The following is a 16,774-nucleotide window of genomic DNA, read 5'->3' as shown; positions in this document are numbered from 1 at the left end:
GCGCGGCCGGGATTGTGTCGTCAGCCAGCATGGCCGCACGCCACATGATCTGCGCGCGCCAGGTGCGGACCCCGGTCGCGATCAGGTCTTCGCGGAACTCGCGATGGGCACGGAACCGGTCTACTGGATCACGGGTCAGAGACAGCCGGTAGTCGTGCGCGATCGAGGCGGGCAGCGCGGCGGAGGCGCGCGGGAAGAGCCATTGCGCCCACCAAGGTACACTCTCGCCATCGCTGGCGAACGGTGGGTCAATCGTCAGCTCGCGCACCGTCAACGGCTCCAGCAAGACGAAGCACGCCAGCGGCCCTCGACGCTCGACGCGGACAACCGGTGTCATTGTGGTAGCAGCCCCGCCGCCACGCGGTCGGCGCGGGCAATGGCGGCTATCTGATCGGACGTCGGCTCACCTTCCCCGTCGAAATAGGGACCGAACGCACCTTCAATGTACATGATATACACGGCCGCCTGGGTTTCCGCGTGATCCATCTCGATAGCCGGGACAGCATTGAAATGCTGAGCTGCGTTCCACAGTGCCGCCTCGTAGGCGGCTTCTTCCGGGTTCGCCGGGTCAGCCGCGTAGGCAGCTTCAATGCGCTGCTGCCAGCGCTTCTTTTCTATGGGCAGAAGACAGCGGAGAAAGTCCACCTTCGGCATTCCCTTGAGTTCGAGCGCGGAGACACGTTCTGAGATGGCGAGGATTTGATCTTCAAGCGTCATTTTATAAAGCCTCCACGGTGACTGTTTTATAGCGATAAAACTGACCGGAGCCGCTCATTATGCTAAGAAGAGAGCCATCTTCATTGAAATCAAACCCGGCTGGCGAGGAGAGCTGGCTGGCGGTATTAAAGGTCTCCGGGCTTCCGTCCGTCTCGATGTCAAAAGCGGTGGAAAGCGGCCATCCCCCAATAACTGCTCCTGAATTTGAACTCGCAAAAATCGCTGAGCCATCAGCAGCGATTCGGCAAATTTTTGCAGACGACCCCAAGGTCTCGTTCACCGACAAGGTTTTGCCATCCGCCGTAGCCGTTGAAATGGTCCCGGGTGTGCCAATCGTATAGCTCTTGATGTCATCATTGTTCAGGATGACGAACAATCTGCTCTCATCCGGAGATAGCGATACGCCCCTCACGACCTGAGAAAGATTATAAACGCTTGCAGCGACTGCGCTGTCTAGGTCCCATGCTGTTCCTAGGTCGAGCTGGCGCACGTTCAAACCCAAAGCCAGGTATAGCCGTGTCCCTGTTGGGTTTATCCAAAGGTCATACGGCGACGAGGCATCGATTGCACCGTAGTCAAACGAGCCAGTAAGAGTTGACCCGGATTGCAAATCTCCAGCGACATTCAAGGTGTACTCGTAAATATAATCATCCGAGGTCGAAAGGACATACACCTTCGACTCATCGGCACTAAACCTACAAGAAACGCACGAGCTATTGGTGAAGACCTGTCCCACGTCTCCCGCATAAAAGGCGTTTGCTATATCCCAATAGCTTAGATGCGCCGATAATTCATCAGAGAGACTAGCGAGATTTAAGAGGTATGGGGTTTGTCTGATATACTCGCGCAATCGTGAGTTGGCTCGCAACACTGCAACGTCCGCCGCATCATCGAATGCGGCAGCAGCGGTCGCCTGACTCAGCTCGATGCCTTGCATATTAAACACCAGCCGGTCAAAAACCTCGCGCCGGTCGGCCATCTTCCAGCCACCCTCCACAGAGGCCGTGTTGGCGTTGCCAAGGATCATCTGGAGGGCGATGGCATCGTAGCCGCCGCCGGAGTCTCCTCCAGCCCCGCCGCCGACAATATCGCTCAAATTAGTGTAAGCCATTTACATGATCTCCAGAGTTGATGTGCTGTCCGCTTGCAGGTGCAAGGTTTCGCCGTCAGCGATCAGAACCCCGTCCCCGGCGACTGCAACGCCTTGGTAACGAATAGTATGTGTGCCATGCGGAACCTGTACGGAGCCGCCGCGTGCCTTGGCGACAAACTGGTCACCATCAACCAGAGTGGCCGGGAGCGTGCGGGTTGCCGTACCGCCCGAAGCGTCGATGATCGCGCTCTCCCCCGCGCTCAGAGTCCCGCTCCCTGATACCGTGACGCCCTTGAGGCCCCCGATCCCATCGGGGATTTGGTCAGGATTGAGCTTGCCGTCCCCGTCGAGGGTAGCAACACCATTGGCTGCACCTAGGTCAGCTTCATCTACCTTGTCATCTAGTGCAGTTTGCTGTGCGGTCGAGACCGGCTTGTCGGCGTCGGAGGTATTGCTTACCTGATCGAGCGAAATGTGAGACTTGAGCGCCGAAGCATCCACACTGAGCGTGATTGTCCCCGAACTGGTGATCGGGCCGCCTGCTGACGTGATGCCGTGACCGCTCGTGCCGGTGACGCCAACGCTCGTGACCGTGCCCGCCCCGGCCCCGTCCGCGCCCTTGGCGGCCAGCTTGCTCCACTTCGTGCCGTCGGTTCCGGGCGTGACGTTCGTGCTGGCCGCCTCAGCATACCAGGTCTCGCCATCGTGTGTGACGATTTCCCCGCCCGTGTAGGCGGTTCCGCTATCCCACGCGCCTTCAAAGTCGTTGGCAAAGGAGCCGGTCGCGCCGGTGTCGCCGCGAGGGATCGTAATATCGAAGACCGCTGCCGCGCTCGTACCCGAGTTAGTTACACTGGCCGAAGAGCCAGCCGCGCCCGTGGTGACCGTGCCGATTGCGATGGTGGCCGCATCGCCTTTGTCACCCTTGGGGATAGCAATATCGAAAACGGCCGCATTGGCGGTGCCCGAGTTCGTGACGCTGGCAGAGCTTCCCGCCGCGCCGGTCGTGACGGTTCCGACCGCAATGGTAGCCGCCTCGCCCGCCACCCCTTGCGGGATTTCGAAATCGAAGACAGCGGCCCCGGATGTGCCGGAGTTCGTGACAGTCGCCGACGAGCCTGCAGCCCCGGTGGAGACCGTGCCAACGGCAATGGTCGCGGCATCTCCGGTGTTTCCCTTGTCGCCCTTCGGGATCGTGAAATCGAGCACAGCCGCCGCGCTCGTACCTGCGTTGGTCACCGTCGCACTTGTGCCTGCGTCGCCGGTGGTGATCGTTCCCACCGTGATCGTGGCCGCGTCGCCCTTGTCGCCTCGCGGAATGGTGAAGTCGAAAACCGCATCGTTTTCGTCACCGCTATTCGTGACGCTGGCCGACGACCCAGCGGCCCCGGTCGTGACCGTGCCGACCTCAATCGTTGCGGCCAGACCTTGCGACCCGACCAGGGAGGCCAGCCATTCCGCTTCCGTCCCGACAAAGCCTTCGGACACCGCGACCTGGTATGCGCTATCACCCTTCAGATCAAGAATGGCCGAGCCCCAGCTATCGGCTGCCTTTGGCCCGTAGAGATTGCCCGAGGCCTCATCGAGTGCGAACTGCCCGTTCTGGCCGATGGCATCGGAGGGCACGCCATCGGTGACGATGAAGCCTTCGATCGAGCGCAGGAAGCCGGCCAGGCGCTCTGCGACCGTGCCGGGATAGGTGTACCAGCTATTGAGCAGCGCCAGCGTCTCCGCCGACGCCTCGGCTTCGGTGATGTCGTCGGCCTTGAACCGGGCCAGCACATCCAGAAAGGCCGGGGCAAAGGCCGCATTGTCGAGATTGTTCATGATCGAGTGATCCTGGTCTATGAGCCGGGCAGACGGGAGAGCGTGACTTCGCCAAACACCACCGTCCCGCTGGCGAAAACGTCGAGCCAGAGCGTGCAGTCGCCGCCAAAAGGCGTTGCGGCGGCGCGGCTGAAATCGACCGAGCCATAGGCCGGGTCGGCGGGGTTGGGCTTGTGGGTCTGGTACTGACCGGAGGCGATGGTTTCCGAGCTGCCCGATTTGGTCAGGCGCAGGCGCCAGCTTCCGACCGTGGCCGCCGAGGTCTCGACCCCGAAATATCCGCTTCCCATGACGATCCCGACCGGGTGCATGCCCGATATCGAGGAGCTGGCGACAGCAGTCCATCCGGACGCCGCAACGTTATTATCCGAGCCCCGATTGCCGATCTGCGCGGTCGCCTCATTCGGCAGGCCGGCGAGTAGTAGGCCGCCTTGCTCCGTGTCCCAGATCAGGGTTCCATCTGGCTTCCACCTCTGTTCATGGCCGGTGTTCCAATCATTCTCGCGCGTCTTGGTACCACTCGCTGAATAGTTCCGGTCGTAGCCGTCGATTGCATCGATTTCGAACCCCTTGCCCTCGAAGGAGGTCGCGAAGCCGAATTTCTGCGCGGCAAGACGAATATCGGACGAGGCCTGACCGTCGCTCTGGCGCGCGCTGAACTGGACACCGGCATATCCCGAGCCCGCCTGCACGCCGATGAGACGCGTTGCCTCCAACGATTCCACGCTCGCCTGCACCGCCGCCACGTCTGTCGTGAGGGCCGTGACGTCACTGTCCAGCCCGCCGACCGTCGCCGACAGGCCCGTGACGATCGAGGCCTGCGAGGACACGTCACTGGCCAGCGTGCTGTACTGGCTGGAGAGGGTCGCCACCGAGTTGTTCAGCGCGCTGAACTGCGTGGTGCGGTTCGTGGTCTCTGCTTCCAGGTCGCTCGCCAGTGTGGCGGTATAGGTTTCGATGCCGGCAATCGCCTCATCGACCGCACTGATCTGGGTGGTCGTGAACTCCAGGACCGCCGTGTCGGCCGTGATCCGCTCTTCGCGCTCGGTCGTGAAGAGATTGACCGCCTTGCGATCGACGCCCTGGCGGGCGCGCGCCTCATCGATCATGGCCCGGACGGAGGCCAGCTCCTGGGTCTTGACCGCGCTGAGCAGCTCGTCGATCAGCGCGGCGATCCGCTCATAGTCGAAATCGCCCACGGCGTCGGCGACAAGATCGCCGGTGGTGTAGGTGCCAAGGCTCGTGACGGGGCTGAATATCCCGAACTGGCTGACATAGAGAATGCCGACCTCGTAGGCCGTGTTCGGCTCCAGCCCGGTGATCTCCCAGGACGTCACGGAGACGTCGAGCTGCGGGCTGACCATTTCCCACCCGGCTTGCGGATTCTCCCACGCACTGCCGGTGCCGGGGTCGTTCGGCGGACGGATCAGGATGATCTGGCCCGGATTGGGCGTTTCGGGCGGTTCTGGAATATCGACACGAATGGTCGGCGTCTTGCGGTTCGGCGGGACGCTCGGGTTGAAATCTCCCACGACCGGCGGGGGCACATCACGAATGTCCGGCGCGGTCAGGCCCGGCGGGGTCGGCGGCGTGTTGGTGCGCCCGAGCGCGTAATCGTGCTTTCCATCGCTTTCGCTGACGAAAGTGAGCTGCACCACATTGTTGGCCGCATCGATCGTGCGCTGAAGGCAGAGCAGTTCCACGCCGTCAAGCAGGTAGCCGGGTTCGTCAACGGTGAAGATGTCGCCGGGCTCGACCTGCGCCATGTGCGGGCGGAACGGGACGGTTCCTACGATGCTCTCGCGGCTGTCGAGCATGGCGTAGGCGGCCAGTTGGCGCGGCTGGTCCTTGTTCGTGCTGGCCGGCGCGACGGCCACATACGGGAAGTCGAGCGACTGAGGCAGCGACCCGCCATCTGCGGTGACGTACTCGGCCACTGTCACCGCGTCCTGCGGCGTCATCTGCCAGTCGTGGTCTTCCTGGACGCAGCGCGGAGTGATCGTATTGCGCCGGGTCAGGCGGTCGGCATTGACGTCGATCTCGAACGGCCCGGCGGTATCGGCCACCGACACGGTGGCAACACTGGTGCGCGGCGTGCGTGCGATGCAGGAGACTTTACCGGCAAGGCTGGCATAGCGAGCCCCACCGGCCTGGAGGATGGCCTTCAGGACCTGGTGCTTGTCATCGGAGCTGGTCGGGACTGCCGAGACCTCCCAATCGTTCGCATCGCAGACATTGGCGAGTTCAACGAAGGCCGGCCAGTGAATGCCTGACGCCGAACACCCGATGCCGACGCGAAACACCTTGTCGGTGTTCGGATCGGTGAAGGTGTGGCCAAGAGACCAGGCAATCGCGTGCAGGCCGGGGTTCTTGCTGAACTCCCATGTGTCGGGATCGTCCAGCCGGTGGGAGCCGGAACCGCCCGGATAGGTGCTGTCCTTCCTCGGGTCATAGACCTTGACGCCACGGATGATGTGCAGCGGGTCCGGGGCGCCCTGAGGATAGCTCTTGAACTTGCTGTCCTGGTAGAGTGTCCAGAGCGTGTGCGCGAGGCCAGGAAGAATCGAGCCCGATCCCCAGCCAGCAAGGCTCGGGTCCCCGTGCGGCAGGGCGCCGATGGAAATGGCGGTCGATTGCGACTTGGAGCCGAGCGAGGTGGAGAGCCACATCTTGCTGGCATAGTCGCTCGGGCTGGTCGCGCCGGTCCCACTGAACGACACCGCCACGCGATCCGCCTGGAAGCTCTCGATAGCGTCAATCGGCCCGGCACTGAGCAGGTTCTCAATCGTGAGATAGCGATTGTCCGGCCCGTGCTCATCCATGTGGATGATGGAGCCCGCCGTAGCCGCCCGCCCGATGACCACCGGAATCCCGGCATTGGCATCGGGCCGCCACTCTGTTGGACTGCCCTCCACATTCACGTTGGGTGAGAGCAGTATGGCCGCGGCGATATTGGCGGCCAGAAGCGCGCCATTGAACGATGCGAGGAAGGCTCCGGCGCTCAGGATGGCATTGCCGATGGCCGCGGCGAGCGCAGCGCTCCCGGTCACTGCGACAGTCGCACTCGTGGCGGCGGCGGCGATAGCGGCAAAGGTCGCGCTGATCGGATCAGCCATGCGGAACCCTCCAGGCAGCCAGACATGCGGACAGGTCAGGAAGGCCGACCTCGAAACAACTGGTCATGGGATCGAAGCCAAAGGCGCGGTGTGCGCCCGCCGTGTGGACGATGAAGAGCGAAGCCCCGAACGGGTCGCTGTCAGGGACGGGCAGCGCGATGATGTCGCCAGGCAGCGTGGCCAGAGGCGCGATGCGCTCCAGCCCCAGCGCGTCAATGCACTCGACAAGGCACGCATAGCCGGTCTCGTCTAGCAGGGCCTTGGCCTTGCCGCGCGAGCCGTAGGTCTTGCCCTTGAGCATGGGGATCTTCACCTTCGCCTTGCGCAGCACGAAGGCAGTGCTCTTCACGCAATCCACGGAGCCGTACTGGCGCGGCTTCTTGTCGAAGCGATCCAGACAGGCGCGCACCACCCGCTGGCGGACCAGCAGGGCATTCTCAGACTTTGCCATGAAGCGAGCCTATTTGAGCAGGAGGTTGCCGGGGCCGCCGCCCTGGTTCGGCGGACGGCTGCCGCCCCGTCCTGCCGGATAGGGTTGGCTCATCCGCCAGTAGATTTTGCGGGTCGTGTCAGGCATGGTGCGCGCGATGACGGAGTGATCGCCGAGACGGACACCCTCGAAGATCAACTGGAACTGCTCTTCGGTGTAGGTGGATATGGTGAGCGTGCGCGAGGCCTCGCCAAAGGATGGCGTCGAGACGTTGAGCCGGCCACTGGCATAGGCGGGCGGCGTGCCGATGACGGCGCCGGTCGCGGGGTTGATCTGCCCCCACCAGACCGTAAACGGCGAGCCCTGCGCCTCTGCGGCGGTCAGGGCGGCCGTCCCGGCATCGGTGAACGGCTCAAAGCCAATCGCCGGGCTAGTCGCTTCGTTGACCTCGCCGTCTTCAAATTCACCGACAGAGGCGAAGACGCCGAAATCGGCATGCTCTGGAGAGAAGGTCTTGCTGTCGAACACGACCGTTCCGCCGGAGGTCAGGCGCAAGGTCACATCGTCTGGCAATTCCAGCTCGATTGCGAGGAAGGCATGCGGGTTGGCCGCCTGCCAAGCGGTGACGTTCAGGGCATCGAAGCTGGCCATCAGCGCGCCCCCGTGATCGTGAACTGCGCCCCGCCACTGACGAAGCGGCGGCGGCGGGCAAAGCTCATGCCGTCGAAATCCACAAAGCCTTCGATCTTCGGCGCAGCGATCTCGACCACATCGTTATCTGCCGGGCTCACCCGCATGGGCGTGTTGAAGGCCAGCGTTGCCGTCCCGGTTCCGCTGGCAGTCACCTGAGAAGCGAGTTGATAGACGTACCGCTTGCTTGCCGTGATGATCGAGATGAAAGCCCCTTGCGGGATCACCATACCGTTCGTCACGCCATCAATGTCCAGCGACGTGCCGAGCTGCGAACCGCCCGCTACCAGCGGCGCTCCCTCGGACCCGGAAATGAGCGAGCCCTGATCGATGACCCAGCGGTGGCCGTCTCCGGTATTGTCGTTCAGCTCGGCGATCCACTTCAACGCATCAATCTGCGTCATCGCGTGCAGAGATACGTCGAACGCCCAGACCTTGCCGAGCTGGTTGATATTGCCACGCGGCAAGCCCTGGGAATCGCGGGCGCGAGACGGGCGCGGCGTCAGGCGCGGGGTCCAGTCCTCCACACACCCGGTCGGCAGGTCGATAAAGCTCATCGGCCAAGGCTCCGGGTCTGGCGCTTGCGCAGGCTGGCGAGGTCAGCGCGGTTCTGTTTGATTGCAGTCACCGATGCCTGAGCTGCCATGGGGCCGGCAATGTCGCGGACACGAAGATCGAACATCTGTCCCTCCACCGCTTCCAGCTTGATCGTGATCGGACCCATGCGGGCGGGGCGGTTGTCTGAAAGCGCTTTCAGCGCGCCGTTTGGAATGATCGTTCCCGAGGTCTTCGGGATGAACGGTTCCGGCCCCTTCTCCCCGACCATGTAGGCCGTGCCCGCCGTCACCGGCCCGCCACGCGCCTTGCCCGGTAGAGGCTTGCCGCCGCCCGCAATTGCCGCCGCAAACTTCGCCACAGTGCCGACCTTGCCCCCGCCGCCACCGGAAGCGACAGCCGCCGCCATGGCCTGTGCGGCCGCGAGACCTGCTGCCGTGATCGCCTGTCCCATCGCCGCCGCAGCCGTCGCACCGGACGTGGTGATAGCCGCACCCATTGGAGCCGCTGCAGCCGTACCCTTGGCCGCACCTTCCGCCGATGCCTTGGCAATATCAGCCGGCGCATCGAAAAACGCGTCGAAAAGCTGTTCGCCCAGCCTGCGGAACGCCTCGTCTGCAATGGTGCCGAAGCTGTTGGACAGGAAGTTCTTCAGATCCCCGGACAGGGCCGCGCGGATGCCATCGGAGAAGGATCGGGCGAACACGTCACGCATCTCGCCGTAGCGGCGGGCGGTCTCTTCCGCATTGACCTCACGGGTGGCGCGATCGCGCGCGGAATCCGCATCGAGGCCGCCCTCATCCTGATAGCGTCGAGCGCGTTCGCGAATGGCCTGCTGCGCCTCAAGCTCGCGCGTAAGATCGCGAGCGCCGGAAAGGGATGCCACGCGGATGCGATGCTCGAGGCTCGCATTTTCCAGGGCGCGTTGCTGTGCCTGTACGCGGGCGCGTTCGAGAAGGGCAATGTCGGCCATCGCCTGCGCCAGCGCCTCTTCGGTCGCGAGGCCTGCGTTTTGATAGGCGAGGATGCGCTCGCGAAGCTCCTCCTGAAGCTCAAGCTGCCGGGCCTGAGCGAAGTTCTCGCCGGTCTGTGCAGCCTCCAGCTCCGCGGCGCGCGAGAGCTCGCGGACCTCGCGCGCGATCAGCTCGGAACGCGCCTCGGCAAAGCTAGCCTGGTCGCGTTCGGCCAGCGCGCGGGCCTGAGCGCGCTCATATCCGGCCTTTTCGTAGGTCGCAGCGCGGGCCAGGGTATCGAGCTGATCCTCCAGCGCCTGTACATGATCGTGATCGGCGCGGGCCTGCGCTTCGGCCAGTTCGTTCTGGAGGCGGATGCGTTCGCGGCGGTCTTGGTTTTCGGGCGATGTCTCTGGAGTGAATGACGCACCCGCATCGTCAGCGGATTCCTCTACCCTGCGCAGCTCCTCTCGGATTTGTTCGGCCGCCTCGCGAAGGGGGCCAAGCAGCCGCAACAGGCGCTGCTGCATCGCCTCTTCGTCACCAGCGAAGTTCCCGAATATCGTTTCCCAGCCAATTCCCTCTTCGTTCAGCTGGTCCTCAATCTGCTCGACAACATCATTGCCGAGGATCAGCCGCGCCCGGTCAACGCGACCGCCCGCATATTGTGAGCGAACCCTGCTGCGATCCTGCGCGAGCCGCTCCACTTGACCTGCCAGCTCCCCGACAAGCGATAGCTGAGTGCGCAGTTCTTCCTCGGTGCTCCCAAGGTCCAGTCCGACGCGGCGAGCTCGCAGGCCCTCGGCAACATCGCGAAGTATCGCGGCTAGTCCTGTGGTGACACCTAGCTGATCGTCCACGGCCTTGAGCGCGGCCACGAACTCGTTTCCGAACGCCTGAGAGGCGCGCCCTACAGTATCGTCCAAGTCCGCAAGCTCGCCGTTGAGTTCCTGCGCAGAAGCGAGCAGCGCGTTCGCCACGATGTCCGCAGTCAGCTCACCCTTTTCCGCCATCTCGCGAAGCTCGCCGGTCGTCTTGCCAAGGCGGTCTTCGAGCACGCGCATCACGCGCGGCATGGCTTCCATCACGCTTCGCAGCTCCTCACCTCGAAGCTCGCCGGACGCGAACGCCTGAGACAGCTGGATCGTGGAAGAAGCGGCCTCCTGCTGCGTCGCACCCGAGATGATTGCTGCGGCACCAACCGAGCGTGCGATGCTTTCCATCTGACGCGCGTTGAGGTTCAGCTTCTCTTGTGCCGGCGCCAGGCGGGCGAAGATCTCGGCCATGCTCTCGAAGCCGACGCCCATTTCGGTGGCCGCGCCACGCAGCCGTTCCGTGGTCTCCGCAGCCTCCTCCGCACTGTCGCTGTAGAGGCGGATGCGAGATTCGACGAGCGTGATCTGATCAAGGGTCTGGATAAGCTCGCGCCCGCCCATGGCGGCGAAGAATGTGACGGCCGCTGCAGTCGCGAACCGCAGGCCGCCCGCAACCCCCTGCATGGCCTTCCGGCTATTGTTCTCTGTGCGGCGGGCCGAACCTTCGATGCGGCGCATGTTGCGATCAAACTTGGTCTCCGCCCGATCAAAATTTCGGACGTGATCATCGATCTTGGCTTGCAGCTCCACGACAACTTTGTCCGCTGTGAAAGCAGCCATTGGCGCACCTCATTACAAAATCTCGGGTAGTTTTTGACTTGCGCACCTGGCGCGCATGGGGCAGCGTCTGCGCCCATTGAATGGAGGCAGCGGTGCGAATACTGGTCTTGCTATTGCTCTTGGCGGCGTGTTCGGAGCCGAACCGCCCCGCCGACGGGGCCTATGTTTCGCCTGGAGAGTTCGTTGAGTGGAACTTGGTCGAACTGCACGTGGATCAGGCGAGCCGCGAAGACGGAGCCCCGTGGCGCGTTTCCGGCCGCATCATCAACGGGTCTGGTCTTGACATTGAAACGCGCATCGATTGTGCGCTGGATGAGCAACCACCCGTTGGAAGTGTCGAAATAGTCGCGGCCGATGGCAAGACTGTCCGGTGGAGTCTATCCATCCCGACCGCCCGCGACGGCATTGTCTCTTGCGGCATGGCCGAACTAGATGACGCATAAAAAGAGGCCGCCCCCGAAAGAGCGGCCTCCCCTTGACTGACCATGACATGCCCGGCCGGGCCATACCTGACCTCACCATGACCGCCATAACTTGCCGTGCCGTGCTTCGACTTACCTCACCATGACCGCCTGGCCGAGCCTCGCCTCACCGCTTCTGACCCCGCCATTCCTAGACCGCCGTGTACGACTACCTTGTATCCCGCCGTCGAACGCGGTGTAGATCAGGCCGCTTTCTGGCCTGTCGTTTTTTCGATCTTAGCAATAATCGTCTCAATTTGCGAGACGTTCACGCCAGCCATTTCGGCCGCGCCGCGATAGCGGTTCAGCCACGACCGGAGCGAGACCGCGCCCTGGCGCAACAGCTCAGACCTGTCTCCGGTGTCGTGAGGGTCAAACGACGTATATCCGCCCCCGCCTTTGCGTCCCGCCACTGGCGAGATCAACGCCGGGAACTCCCGCGTCGCTACCTTCATTCTCGTGGAGCGCGCCGAAGAAACCTGCGAAACGATACGCAAGCCGCTCGCCATCTGGCGCGCAAGATCGATGCGATATTCCCGCGCCGCCTCCGCGTCGTCCTTTCCAAAGAACCAGCCGTAGGCTTCATGGTCGGGCTGGCCGGAGAGCCAGTCCACGAACTCGCCGGGAACGAACTGATTCCGGCCCGTAGCGCCGAGATAGCCGTCGATGATGCGTTGACGATCCGCCTTTGTGAATTTCGCCATTATGCGACCCTCCGCTGGCGCTCTTCGTTCAGGACGGCCATAAGCTCCTCAGTGTCGAGATCGGCCAGCTCGGGTTCGTCCATTGCCGCCTTTTGAACCGCACGGCCCTCAGCGGTGATTTCGTCCCAGACCTCCTGAAACTCGCCCAGATCTTCACCGGCGACGGTGAAGGTGCCGAATGCGCCCCGGCCTTTCTCCTGGCGGAAGTCGCCGATGCCGCAGATGGCACCAGCATTCTGGAGCAGACTCGCCACGGCGTAAGTGCTCAGCGCCGGCATGACGAACGCGACTTCCACCTCAGCACACCAGCGTGGGAGGTAGGCCCGCGTGCGCACGTCCGGGGTCCGGTTCACATCGGAGTTCCGAACCACGTCCATTTTCAGGTACGGCTTGCCCCACACCGGAATGTAGCGCTGCGGCATAAAGATCAGCCGCTGAACGCTGGTCTTTTTCACGCCCTCGGTTTCAAGCGCCGCCGTCGCCATCGCTGACTTCACACCGGGCGCGGGGAAACACAGGAGCGTTTCGCCCTGCTCCTGGGTGTGAACGCTGGAGCGATATTCGGTTTCGGGGTCGTGCTTGATCTCGCGCCTCTGAGCGGCGGTTTTCTTGCCTCCGCCGATGAGCAAGGACCGCTTGGCCTTCGCGCTCATGGCGTTGAAATAGAGCGGCGTGGCGCCGATCAGACGGAGCTTGATCCTGCCCTGCTTGAGCGGGGAGATTTCAAGCGTTTCGGATGCCTTCTTCGCGACCATCAGGACACCGCCTTTCGGATGAGGTTCTCATCGCGGACGACGACATCGGCAACGACGATTCCAAGCACGGCGGTTTCGAACTCCTCGCGGGTGAGGAAATAGTCGCTGTACTCCTTGCGGTCGGTCATCACGTGAATGCGCCCGTCGAGGCGGCCTTCAACGCGGCGGACGACAGCCGCCCCGTTCATTTCCAGCACGTAGAGCGTCGGGTAGTGATACTGCTCGGTCGGAACCACCATCACGTAATCGCGACCCCGACGGTAAGTCGGCTCCATTGCATCGCAGAGCACCGGCTGGATGCGCAGGTTGGGATGTTGAAGGGCTCCGGCTGGCACCGGATCGGCGAAAAGGCTAGAAGGGAAGTTAGCCGACATTGCGATCTCCTCTGTAGGTCGCGTGTGGGTCAGGGCCGGGTTTGAGGTTGCCGCCTCTTGCTCGGCCCGCTATGTTTCTGACATCATCAACATGACCTCGCGAAAGTAGGTTGTCAATGTCAGAAACTAAAAAACGCAGGGGTGGGCGACCTCGGGTCAACTCCACCCCCGTGACGGTGCGCCTCCCGCCGTATCTCCTTCACGCTCTGGATCGCTACATAGAAACCATGGAGGAGCCGCGCTCGCGACCGGAGACTATCCGCACGCTTATGCTTGTTGACCTGAGTAGGCGCGGGTTCATCAAGGAATCGGATTTCGACGAGCCTGAGGACTAAACCCTCACCCGTTGATCCAGCTAAGCCGGAACCGGCCTGCAAAGCGCGTGACGAGAATGGTCTCGACGAGAAGCCGGGCCGCCTCGTCGCTAAGGTCGAGCGCGATTTCCCGGCCATCCTTGCAGACGAGAATTGACTCGCCTTCCACGCGGATTTCTTCAACATTCGGCGCGGGCCGGGACAGTCCGGCGTTCGTTTGCTCAGTCACAGGGGGATGGGTCATGGCGTTGGGCCTTTCAGATATCAAAGGGATTCTCGATCATTGGGCGGTCTGGCGCGAGATGCGCGAGAACGCGGCGAAGGTGCCGGCCCTGGAGGCTCGGATCGCCTCGCTTGAGGAGCGGCTGAACAAAGCGCCTGGGCAGGCGTGCCCGTCCTGCGGGGCATTGGAGTTCCGCACAGAGAAGACCGAGCCCCATGCGACCCTGGGCGATCTCGGAGCCAAGAATCGGCACCTCAAGTGCGCCGCGTGCGGCTACGGTGAGGTGAAGCTGGAAACGCCTAAGTAGCCTCCTAAACCCTCACCCCCGGCAACCCTTTGAGCCGTTCGAGCACGGCCCCGTATTCGTCCTCGCTCATGGGTTCCTTGTCACCGCCGTGCTTCTTGCGCAGCCGGTCGCCCATGGAAGCCAGTTCATAGAGCGACATGGAATCCACGGCGCGCGGGTCTATTCCGGCTTCGAAGAAGGACGCGCGGTACGCCGGGACGTCGACGAACCCGCCCCGGCCTTCGTCTTTCCCGGCTTATCGTCTCCCGGATCGGTGATCTCTTCCATCCCGAACATCACGGCCGCGATCACGGACTTCGCGACGGCGAGCGGCGAGCTGGGATCGCCCGGCGGGTCCAGGCGGCTGACGTCGACGTAGGTGTCGACGACCTGCCGGGCTTCGGTGGGGGCCATGCCGCCGCCGATCAGCCCGAGCCGGATGGTCTCGGCCACGTCCTCAAAGCGGAACTGCCAGCTCATGAAGCTCGACCCGAGGAGCCGCGTGGCGATCTCCCCGAGCGGGCCGCACTTGCGCTGCAGCTCTTCGATCTGGCGGGCTTTCAGGGCGAAGAAATACCCGTCCTCCCCCGAATTGCCGAACTGCAGCGCGATCTCAGCAGAGGTGTTCATGGGCCTACGAAGCCGCCGTGAACGGGAACGGGCCGGAGATGCGGATTTCGAACGACACCTGCCAGCGCCCGCCGCGCTCGCCGGTCTCTTCGAAGCTCGTCAGGATGCCGGCGCCCTGATAGTGGCCGCCGCCGTCGCCTGCGCTGAGATCGGTGAACCAGCGCACGTTCTTCTCGCCGCCGGCATCGTCCCAGTCGCGCCAGGTATCGAGTGCCTCGGTCGAGAGCGTGCCCGACCCGGACAGGGTCTTGGAGCGGGCGATCTCGTCAATGACGACCTGGCTGAGAGCATCGGGGTCGTCGCAGTCGGGAATCTGGGTCTCGCTGACCTCCACATTCGTGGACTTGGTGAGCGAGGTGATACCGCACGGGGCGGTGAAGACTTCGGACGTGGCGCCGTCTCCGAGGAGGACGGCCTGCTTGCCGAACTTGATGGAAGTCGCAATAGCCATAATGGGGGCTCCCGCTAGAGGAAGGGCGCCGTCTCCCGACGGTGCCGGTGCGCGCCTGCCCAGAGCGCGTGTTCGATGGGCGCAACCGGCTTTCGCCGGTATCCGGTTATTCCTCGGTGACGATCTGGAAGCGGATTACGGCCCGGAAGCCGTCCTCTTCGGGGTATTCGAGGATCTGTGTGCTGATCCAGTCCAGCGAGACGAGACCGAGTCCGTCCGCTAGAGGAAGATTATCCGATGCGAGCGCATCTGCGACCGCGGCGGCCAGTTCCGCGCAATCGTCCTCGCCCGGGCCCTTCGCGAAGGCGTGCAGCGTCACGTCGCTGTCAGAGCCTTGCGAGCATGAGCTTTCGTAGATGCTCGTAAGAGGGGCGCCGTAGCGGATGAAAGGCCAGGCCGCACCATCGGGCACCTGCATCCCGTAGACGCGGGCTCCGGCGATAGCAGAGACACCGGCATCGGCCCGCAGCGCCGTGACGATGGCTTGTCTCAGCGCGAGGCTATGATCCTTCGCCATCGCCCTCGCCCGTATCGTGCAGCGTCACGCGCTCAGAAGCCGCAGGAAAGGGGGCTACGGCGCCTTCGTCCGTTTCCGGGCTCGTGGCCTTCGGCTTTTTCACGCGCTTGCCCCTGCCCGCTTCCTCGGCGGCTTTGGCGCATTCTGAGGTGACGAGCACGGTTTGACCCGCTTTGTACGCCTTGAACGCGCGTGGCGCGAAGCGATGATCGAAGTCTTGCTCGAACATGAACCAGGGCATCTATCCCCTCCTGATGACGATGTTGACGGCCGATCCGACCAGAAGTTCGATCCGCCGGCGCTTGTTCTTCGCGGCGGGGCGCATGAATGGGCGTTCCGCCATCTTTGCGCTGCCAATTTCCAGCGGAAGGCTGTAGGGCGCGCTGCTTTCGGTTTCAGCGCTCACCGCGCCGGTCTTGCGGTTCGTGATCCCGCCTGCGAGCACACCCGTATCCCAGTTCGGCGGCTCGCCCGGCCGGGACGGCACATGGTTCCTGCCCTGGACAGAGCCTTGCGAGATCAGGTGCTGGGCTTCCACCCTCACCTCATCGGAGCCCGCGAAGATCGCCCGGCCTACATTCTGGATCATCTTCTGGCCGGACATGGCCTTGAGGCGCTTGGAGTGGCGCTTCTGACCTGTGATCTTGACCATCAGGCGGGCTCGGCTTTCGGGGTCGCCCAGAAGTCCCAGGCCGCCTGAGCGGAATCCTGATCGATCGGGGCCTTGATCGCGTAGCGCACGCCCCGGATCGTGATCTCGTCTTCGGTGTCGATTTCGCTGAGGCCGGACCCGTGCTGCATGACGATCACGTTGATGTCCTTCGACGGGATGCCGGCCTTCGCGCGATAGACCGCCGAGTGCTTCTTCTCCATCGCCTTCACGGCATTGTCAGCGAAGCCCGAGCTCCACCCACCCGATCCGTCTTCGGTGATCGTCGCCTTGTGCAAGGTCGCGTCGAGAAGCAGCGGAGAGAACACGCTCCCGAACACCGCCTGCAAATCACCATCCAGAAGTCCGGCCAT

The 16,774-nt window shown here is 63.2% G+C and carries 22 protein-coding genes; 2 read left to right on the top strand and 20 right to left on the bottom strand.

Annotated features, from left to right (window positions below; genetic code table 11):
- The 9 genes from PGP17_RS08560 to PGP17_RS08520 all read right to left on the bottom strand — a co-directional run.
- The coding region (locus PGP17_RS08560; protein WP_270374998.1) for a DUF1353 domain-containing protein at window positions 1-337 on the bottom strand (337 nt) is incomplete at its 3' end.
- On the bottom strand, window positions 334-717 hold the full coding sequence (locus PGP17_RS08555) for a hypothetical protein (RefSeq protein ID WP_270374997.1): 384 nt from the start codon (window positions 715-717) through the stop codon (window positions 334-336). The genes PGP17_RS08555 and PGP17_RS08560, both read right to left, overlap by 4 nt.
- A 1-nt stretch (window position 718) precedes the next feature.
- Window positions 719-1,828 (bottom strand): YncE family protein, encoded by a 1,110-nt coding sequence (locus tag PGP17_RS08550; protein ID WP_270374996.1) that lies wholly within the window; start codon window positions 1,826-1,828, stop codon window positions 719-721.
- Entirely contained in the window at window positions 1,829-3,637 is a 1,809-nt protein-coding gene (locus PGP17_RS08545; RefSeq protein WP_270374995.1) for a hypothetical protein, read from the bottom strand.
- Between the two features lie 17 nt (window positions 3,638-3,654).
- On the bottom strand, window positions 3,655-6,753 hold the full coding sequence (locus PGP17_RS08540) for a hypothetical protein (RefSeq protein ID WP_270374994.1): 3,099 nt from the start codon (window positions 6,751-6,753) through the stop codon (window positions 3,655-3,657).
- A complete protein-coding gene (locus PGP17_RS08535; protein WP_270374993.1) occupies window positions 6,746-7,204 on the bottom strand; it encodes a DUF6950 family protein in 459 nt (152 codons plus the stop codon). Before PGP17_RS08535 ends, PGP17_RS08540 begins: the two co-directional genes overlap by 8 nt.
- Window positions 7,205-7,213: 9 nt before the next feature.
- Entirely contained in the window at window positions 7,214-7,834 is a 621-nt protein-coding gene (locus PGP17_RS08530) for a hypothetical protein (protein WP_270374992.1), read from the bottom strand.
- The gene (locus PGP17_RS08525; protein ID WP_270374991.1) at window positions 7,834-8,430 is read right to left on the bottom strand and encodes a hypothetical protein; all 597 of its coding nucleotides are present in this window, start codon (window positions 8,428-8,430) and stop codon (window positions 7,834-7,836) included. Before PGP17_RS08525 ends, PGP17_RS08530 begins: the two co-directional genes overlap by 1 nt.
- Window positions 8,427-11,036 carry a tape measure protein gene (locus tag PGP17_RS08520; protein WP_270374990.1) on the bottom strand — a complete coding sequence of 870 codons (2,610 nt, stop codon included), beginning with the start codon at window positions 11,034-11,036 and terminating at the stop codon, window positions 8,427-8,429. The genes PGP17_RS08525 and PGP17_RS08520 overlap by 4 nt, the downstream gene beginning before the upstream one ends.
- Window positions 11,037-11,128: 92 nt before the next feature.
- Between PGP17_RS08520 and PGP17_RS08515 the strand changes: the two genes are divergently transcribed.
- Entirely contained in the window at window positions 11,129-11,479 is a 351-nt protein-coding gene (locus PGP17_RS08515; RefSeq protein WP_270374989.1) for a hypothetical protein, read from the top strand.
- A 221-nt stretch (window positions 11,480-11,700) separates the two neighbouring features.
- Here the strand turns inward: PGP17_RS08515 and PGP17_RS08510 are convergent, their stop codons facing one another.
- From PGP17_RS08510 to PGP17_RS08495, 4 genes are all read right to left on the bottom strand, one after another.
- On the bottom strand, window positions 11,701-12,201 hold the full coding sequence (locus PGP17_RS08510) for a hypothetical protein (RefSeq protein ID WP_270374988.1): 501 nt from the start codon (window positions 12,199-12,201) through the stop codon (window positions 11,701-11,703).
- On the bottom strand, window positions 12,201-12,854 hold the full coding sequence (locus PGP17_RS08505) for a hypothetical protein (protein ID WP_270374987.1): 654 nt from the start codon (window positions 12,852-12,854) through the stop codon (window positions 12,201-12,203). Before PGP17_RS08505 ends, PGP17_RS08510 begins: the two co-directional genes overlap by 1 nt.
- 101 nt (window positions 12,855-12,955) lie before the next feature.
- On the bottom strand, window positions 12,956-13,330 hold the full coding sequence (locus PGP17_RS08500) for a S24 family peptidase (protein WP_270374986.1): 375 nt from the start codon (window positions 13,328-13,330) through the stop codon (window positions 12,956-12,958).
- A gap of 339 nt (window positions 13,331-13,669) precedes the next feature.
- Window positions 13,670-13,888 carry a hypothetical protein gene (locus tag PGP17_RS08495; RefSeq protein WP_270374985.1) on the bottom strand — a complete coding sequence of 73 codons (219 nt, stop codon included), beginning with the start codon at window positions 13,886-13,888 and terminating at the stop codon, window positions 13,670-13,672.
- Between PGP17_RS08495 and PGP17_RS08490 the strand changes: the two genes are divergently transcribed.
- Window positions 13,887-14,174, top strand: coding sequence for a hypothetical protein (locus tag PGP17_RS08490; protein ID WP_270374984.1), 288 nt, complete (start codon window positions 13,887-13,889; stop codon window positions 14,172-14,174). The genes PGP17_RS08495 and PGP17_RS08490 overlap by 2 nt on opposite strands.
- Window positions 14,175-14,178: 4 nt before the next feature.
- On the opposite strand, the gene PGP17_RS08485 is transcribed toward PGP17_RS08490, so the two are convergent.
- The 7 genes from PGP17_RS08485 to PGP17_RS08455 form a co-directional block, all read right to left on the bottom strand.
- Window positions 14,179-14,313, bottom strand: coding sequence for a hypothetical protein (locus tag PGP17_RS08485; RefSeq protein WP_270374983.1), 135 nt, complete (start codon window positions 14,311-14,313; stop codon window positions 14,179-14,181).
- Window positions 14,314-14,333: 20 nt separating this feature from the next.
- Window positions 14,334-14,783 carry a gene transfer agent family protein gene (locus tag PGP17_RS08480; RefSeq protein WP_270374982.1) on the bottom strand — a complete coding sequence of 150 codons (450 nt, stop codon included), beginning with the start codon at window positions 14,781-14,783 and terminating at the stop codon, window positions 14,334-14,336.
- Window positions 14,784-14,787: 4 nt separating this feature from the next.
- A complete protein-coding gene (locus PGP17_RS08475; protein WP_270374981.1) occupies window positions 14,788-15,234 on the bottom strand; it encodes a phage tail tube protein in 447 nt (148 codons plus the stop codon).
- A gap of 106 nt (window positions 15,235-15,340) precedes the next feature.
- Window positions 15,341-15,751, bottom strand: a complete 411-nt coding sequence (locus tag PGP17_RS08470) for a DUF3168 domain-containing protein (protein WP_270374980.1) — start codon at window positions 15,749-15,751, stop codon at window positions 15,341-15,343.
- On the bottom strand, window positions 15,735-15,992 hold the full coding sequence (locus PGP17_RS08465) for a hypothetical protein (protein ID WP_270374979.1): 258 nt from the start codon (window positions 15,990-15,992) through the stop codon (window positions 15,735-15,737). The genes PGP17_RS08470 and PGP17_RS08465 overlap by 17 nt, the downstream gene beginning before the upstream one ends.
- Entirely contained in the window at window positions 15,993-16,403 is a 411-nt protein-coding gene (locus PGP17_RS08460) for a hypothetical protein (RefSeq protein ID WP_270374978.1), read from the bottom strand. It lies immediately after the preceding gene.
- Window positions 16,403-16,774 carry a hypothetical protein gene (locus PGP17_RS08455; protein ID WP_270374977.1) on the bottom strand — a complete coding sequence of 124 codons (372 nt, stop codon included), beginning with the start codon at window positions 16,772-16,774 and terminating at the stop codon, window positions 16,403-16,405. Before PGP17_RS08455 ends, PGP17_RS08460 begins: the two co-directional genes overlap by 1 nt.

Origin of the sequence: Marinicauda sp. Alg238-R41 (assembly GCF_947331485.1) — a bacterium.
Lineage (GTDB): Bacteria > Pseudomonadota > Alphaproteobacteria > Caulobacterales > Maricaulaceae > Marinicauda > Marinicauda pacifica.
This window is presented reverse-complemented; position numbering and strand designations above follow the sequence as displayed.

Bases quoted from the DNA above. Each gene is read 5' to 3' on its own strand.
- PGP17_RS08500 (WP_270374986.1), bottom strand. From the start codon at position 13,330: ATGTCGGCTAACTTCCCTTCTAGCCTTTTCGCCGATCCGGTGCCAGCC.
- PGP17_RS08485 (WP_270374983.1), bottom strand. From the start codon at position 14,313: ATGTCGCTCTATGAACTGGCTTCCATGGGCGACCGGCTGCGCAAGAAG.
- PGP17_RS08480 (WP_270374982.1), bottom strand. From the start codon at position 14,783: ATGAACACCTCTGCTGAGATCGCGCTGCAGTTCGGCAATTCGGGGGAG.
- PGP17_RS08475 (WP_270374981.1), bottom strand. From the start codon at position 15,234: ATGGCTATTGCGACTTCCATCAAGTTCGGCAAGCAGGCCGTCCTCCTC.
- PGP17_RS08530 (WP_270374992.1), bottom strand. From the start codon at position 7,834: ATGGCCAGCTTCGATGCCCTGAACGTCACCGCTTGGCAGGCGGCCAAC.
- PGP17_RS08465 (WP_270374979.1), bottom strand. From the start codon at position 15,992: ATGCCCTGGTTCATGTTCGAGCAAGACTTCGATCATCGCTTCGCGCCA.
- PGP17_RS08505 (WP_270374987.1), bottom strand. From the start codon at position 12,854: ATGAGCGCGAAGGCCAAGCGGTCCTTGCTCATCGGCGGAGGCAAGAAA.
- PGP17_RS08455 (WP_270374977.1), bottom strand. From the start codon at position 16,774: ATGGCCGGACTTCTGGATGGTGATTTGCAGGCGGTGTTCGGGAGCGTG.
- PGP17_RS08460 (WP_270374978.1), bottom strand. From the start codon at position 16,403: ATGGTCAAGATCACAGGTCAGAAGCGCCACTCCAAGCGCCTCAAGGCC.
- PGP17_RS08510 (WP_270374988.1), bottom strand. From the start codon at position 12,201: ATGGCGAAATTCACAAAGGCGGATCGTCAACGCATCATCGACGGCTAT.
- PGP17_RS08555 (WP_270374997.1), bottom strand. From the start codon at position 717: ATGACGCTTGAAGATCAAATCCTCGCCATCTCAGAACGTGTCTCCGCG.
- PGP17_RS08550 (WP_270374996.1), bottom strand. From the start codon at position 1,828: ATGGCTTACACTAATTTGAGCGATATTGTCGGCGGCGGGGCTGGAGGA.
- PGP17_RS08535 (WP_270374993.1), bottom strand. From the start codon at position 7,204: ATGGCAAAGTCTGAGAATGCCCTGCTGGTCCGCCAGCGGGTGGTGCGC.
- PGP17_RS08545 (WP_270374995.1), bottom strand. From the start codon at position 3,637: ATGAACAATCTCGACAATGCGGCCTTTGCCCCGGCCTTTCTGGATGTG.
- PGP17_RS08525 (WP_270374991.1), bottom strand. From the start codon at position 8,430: ATGAGCTTTATCGACCTGCCGACCGGGTGTGTGGAGGACTGGACCCCG.
- PGP17_RS08495 (WP_270374985.1), bottom strand. From the start codon at position 13,888: ATGACCCATCCCCCTGTGACTGAGCAAACGAACGCCGGACTGTCCCGG.
- PGP17_RS08520 (WP_270374990.1), bottom strand. From the start codon at position 11,036: ATGGCTGCTTTCACAGCGGACAAAGTTGTCGTGGAGCTGCAAGCCAAG.
- PGP17_RS08540 (WP_270374994.1), bottom strand. From the start codon at position 6,753: ATGGCTGATCCGATCAGCGCGACCTTTGCCGCTATCGCCGCCGCCGCC.
- PGP17_RS08470 (WP_270374980.1), bottom strand. From the start codon at position 15,751: ATGGCGAAGGATCATAGCCTCGCGCTGAGACAAGCCATCGTCACGGCG.
- PGP17_RS08490 (WP_270374984.1), top strand. From the start codon at position 13,887: ATGGCGTTGGGCCTTTCAGATATCAAAGGGATTCTCGATCATTGGGCG.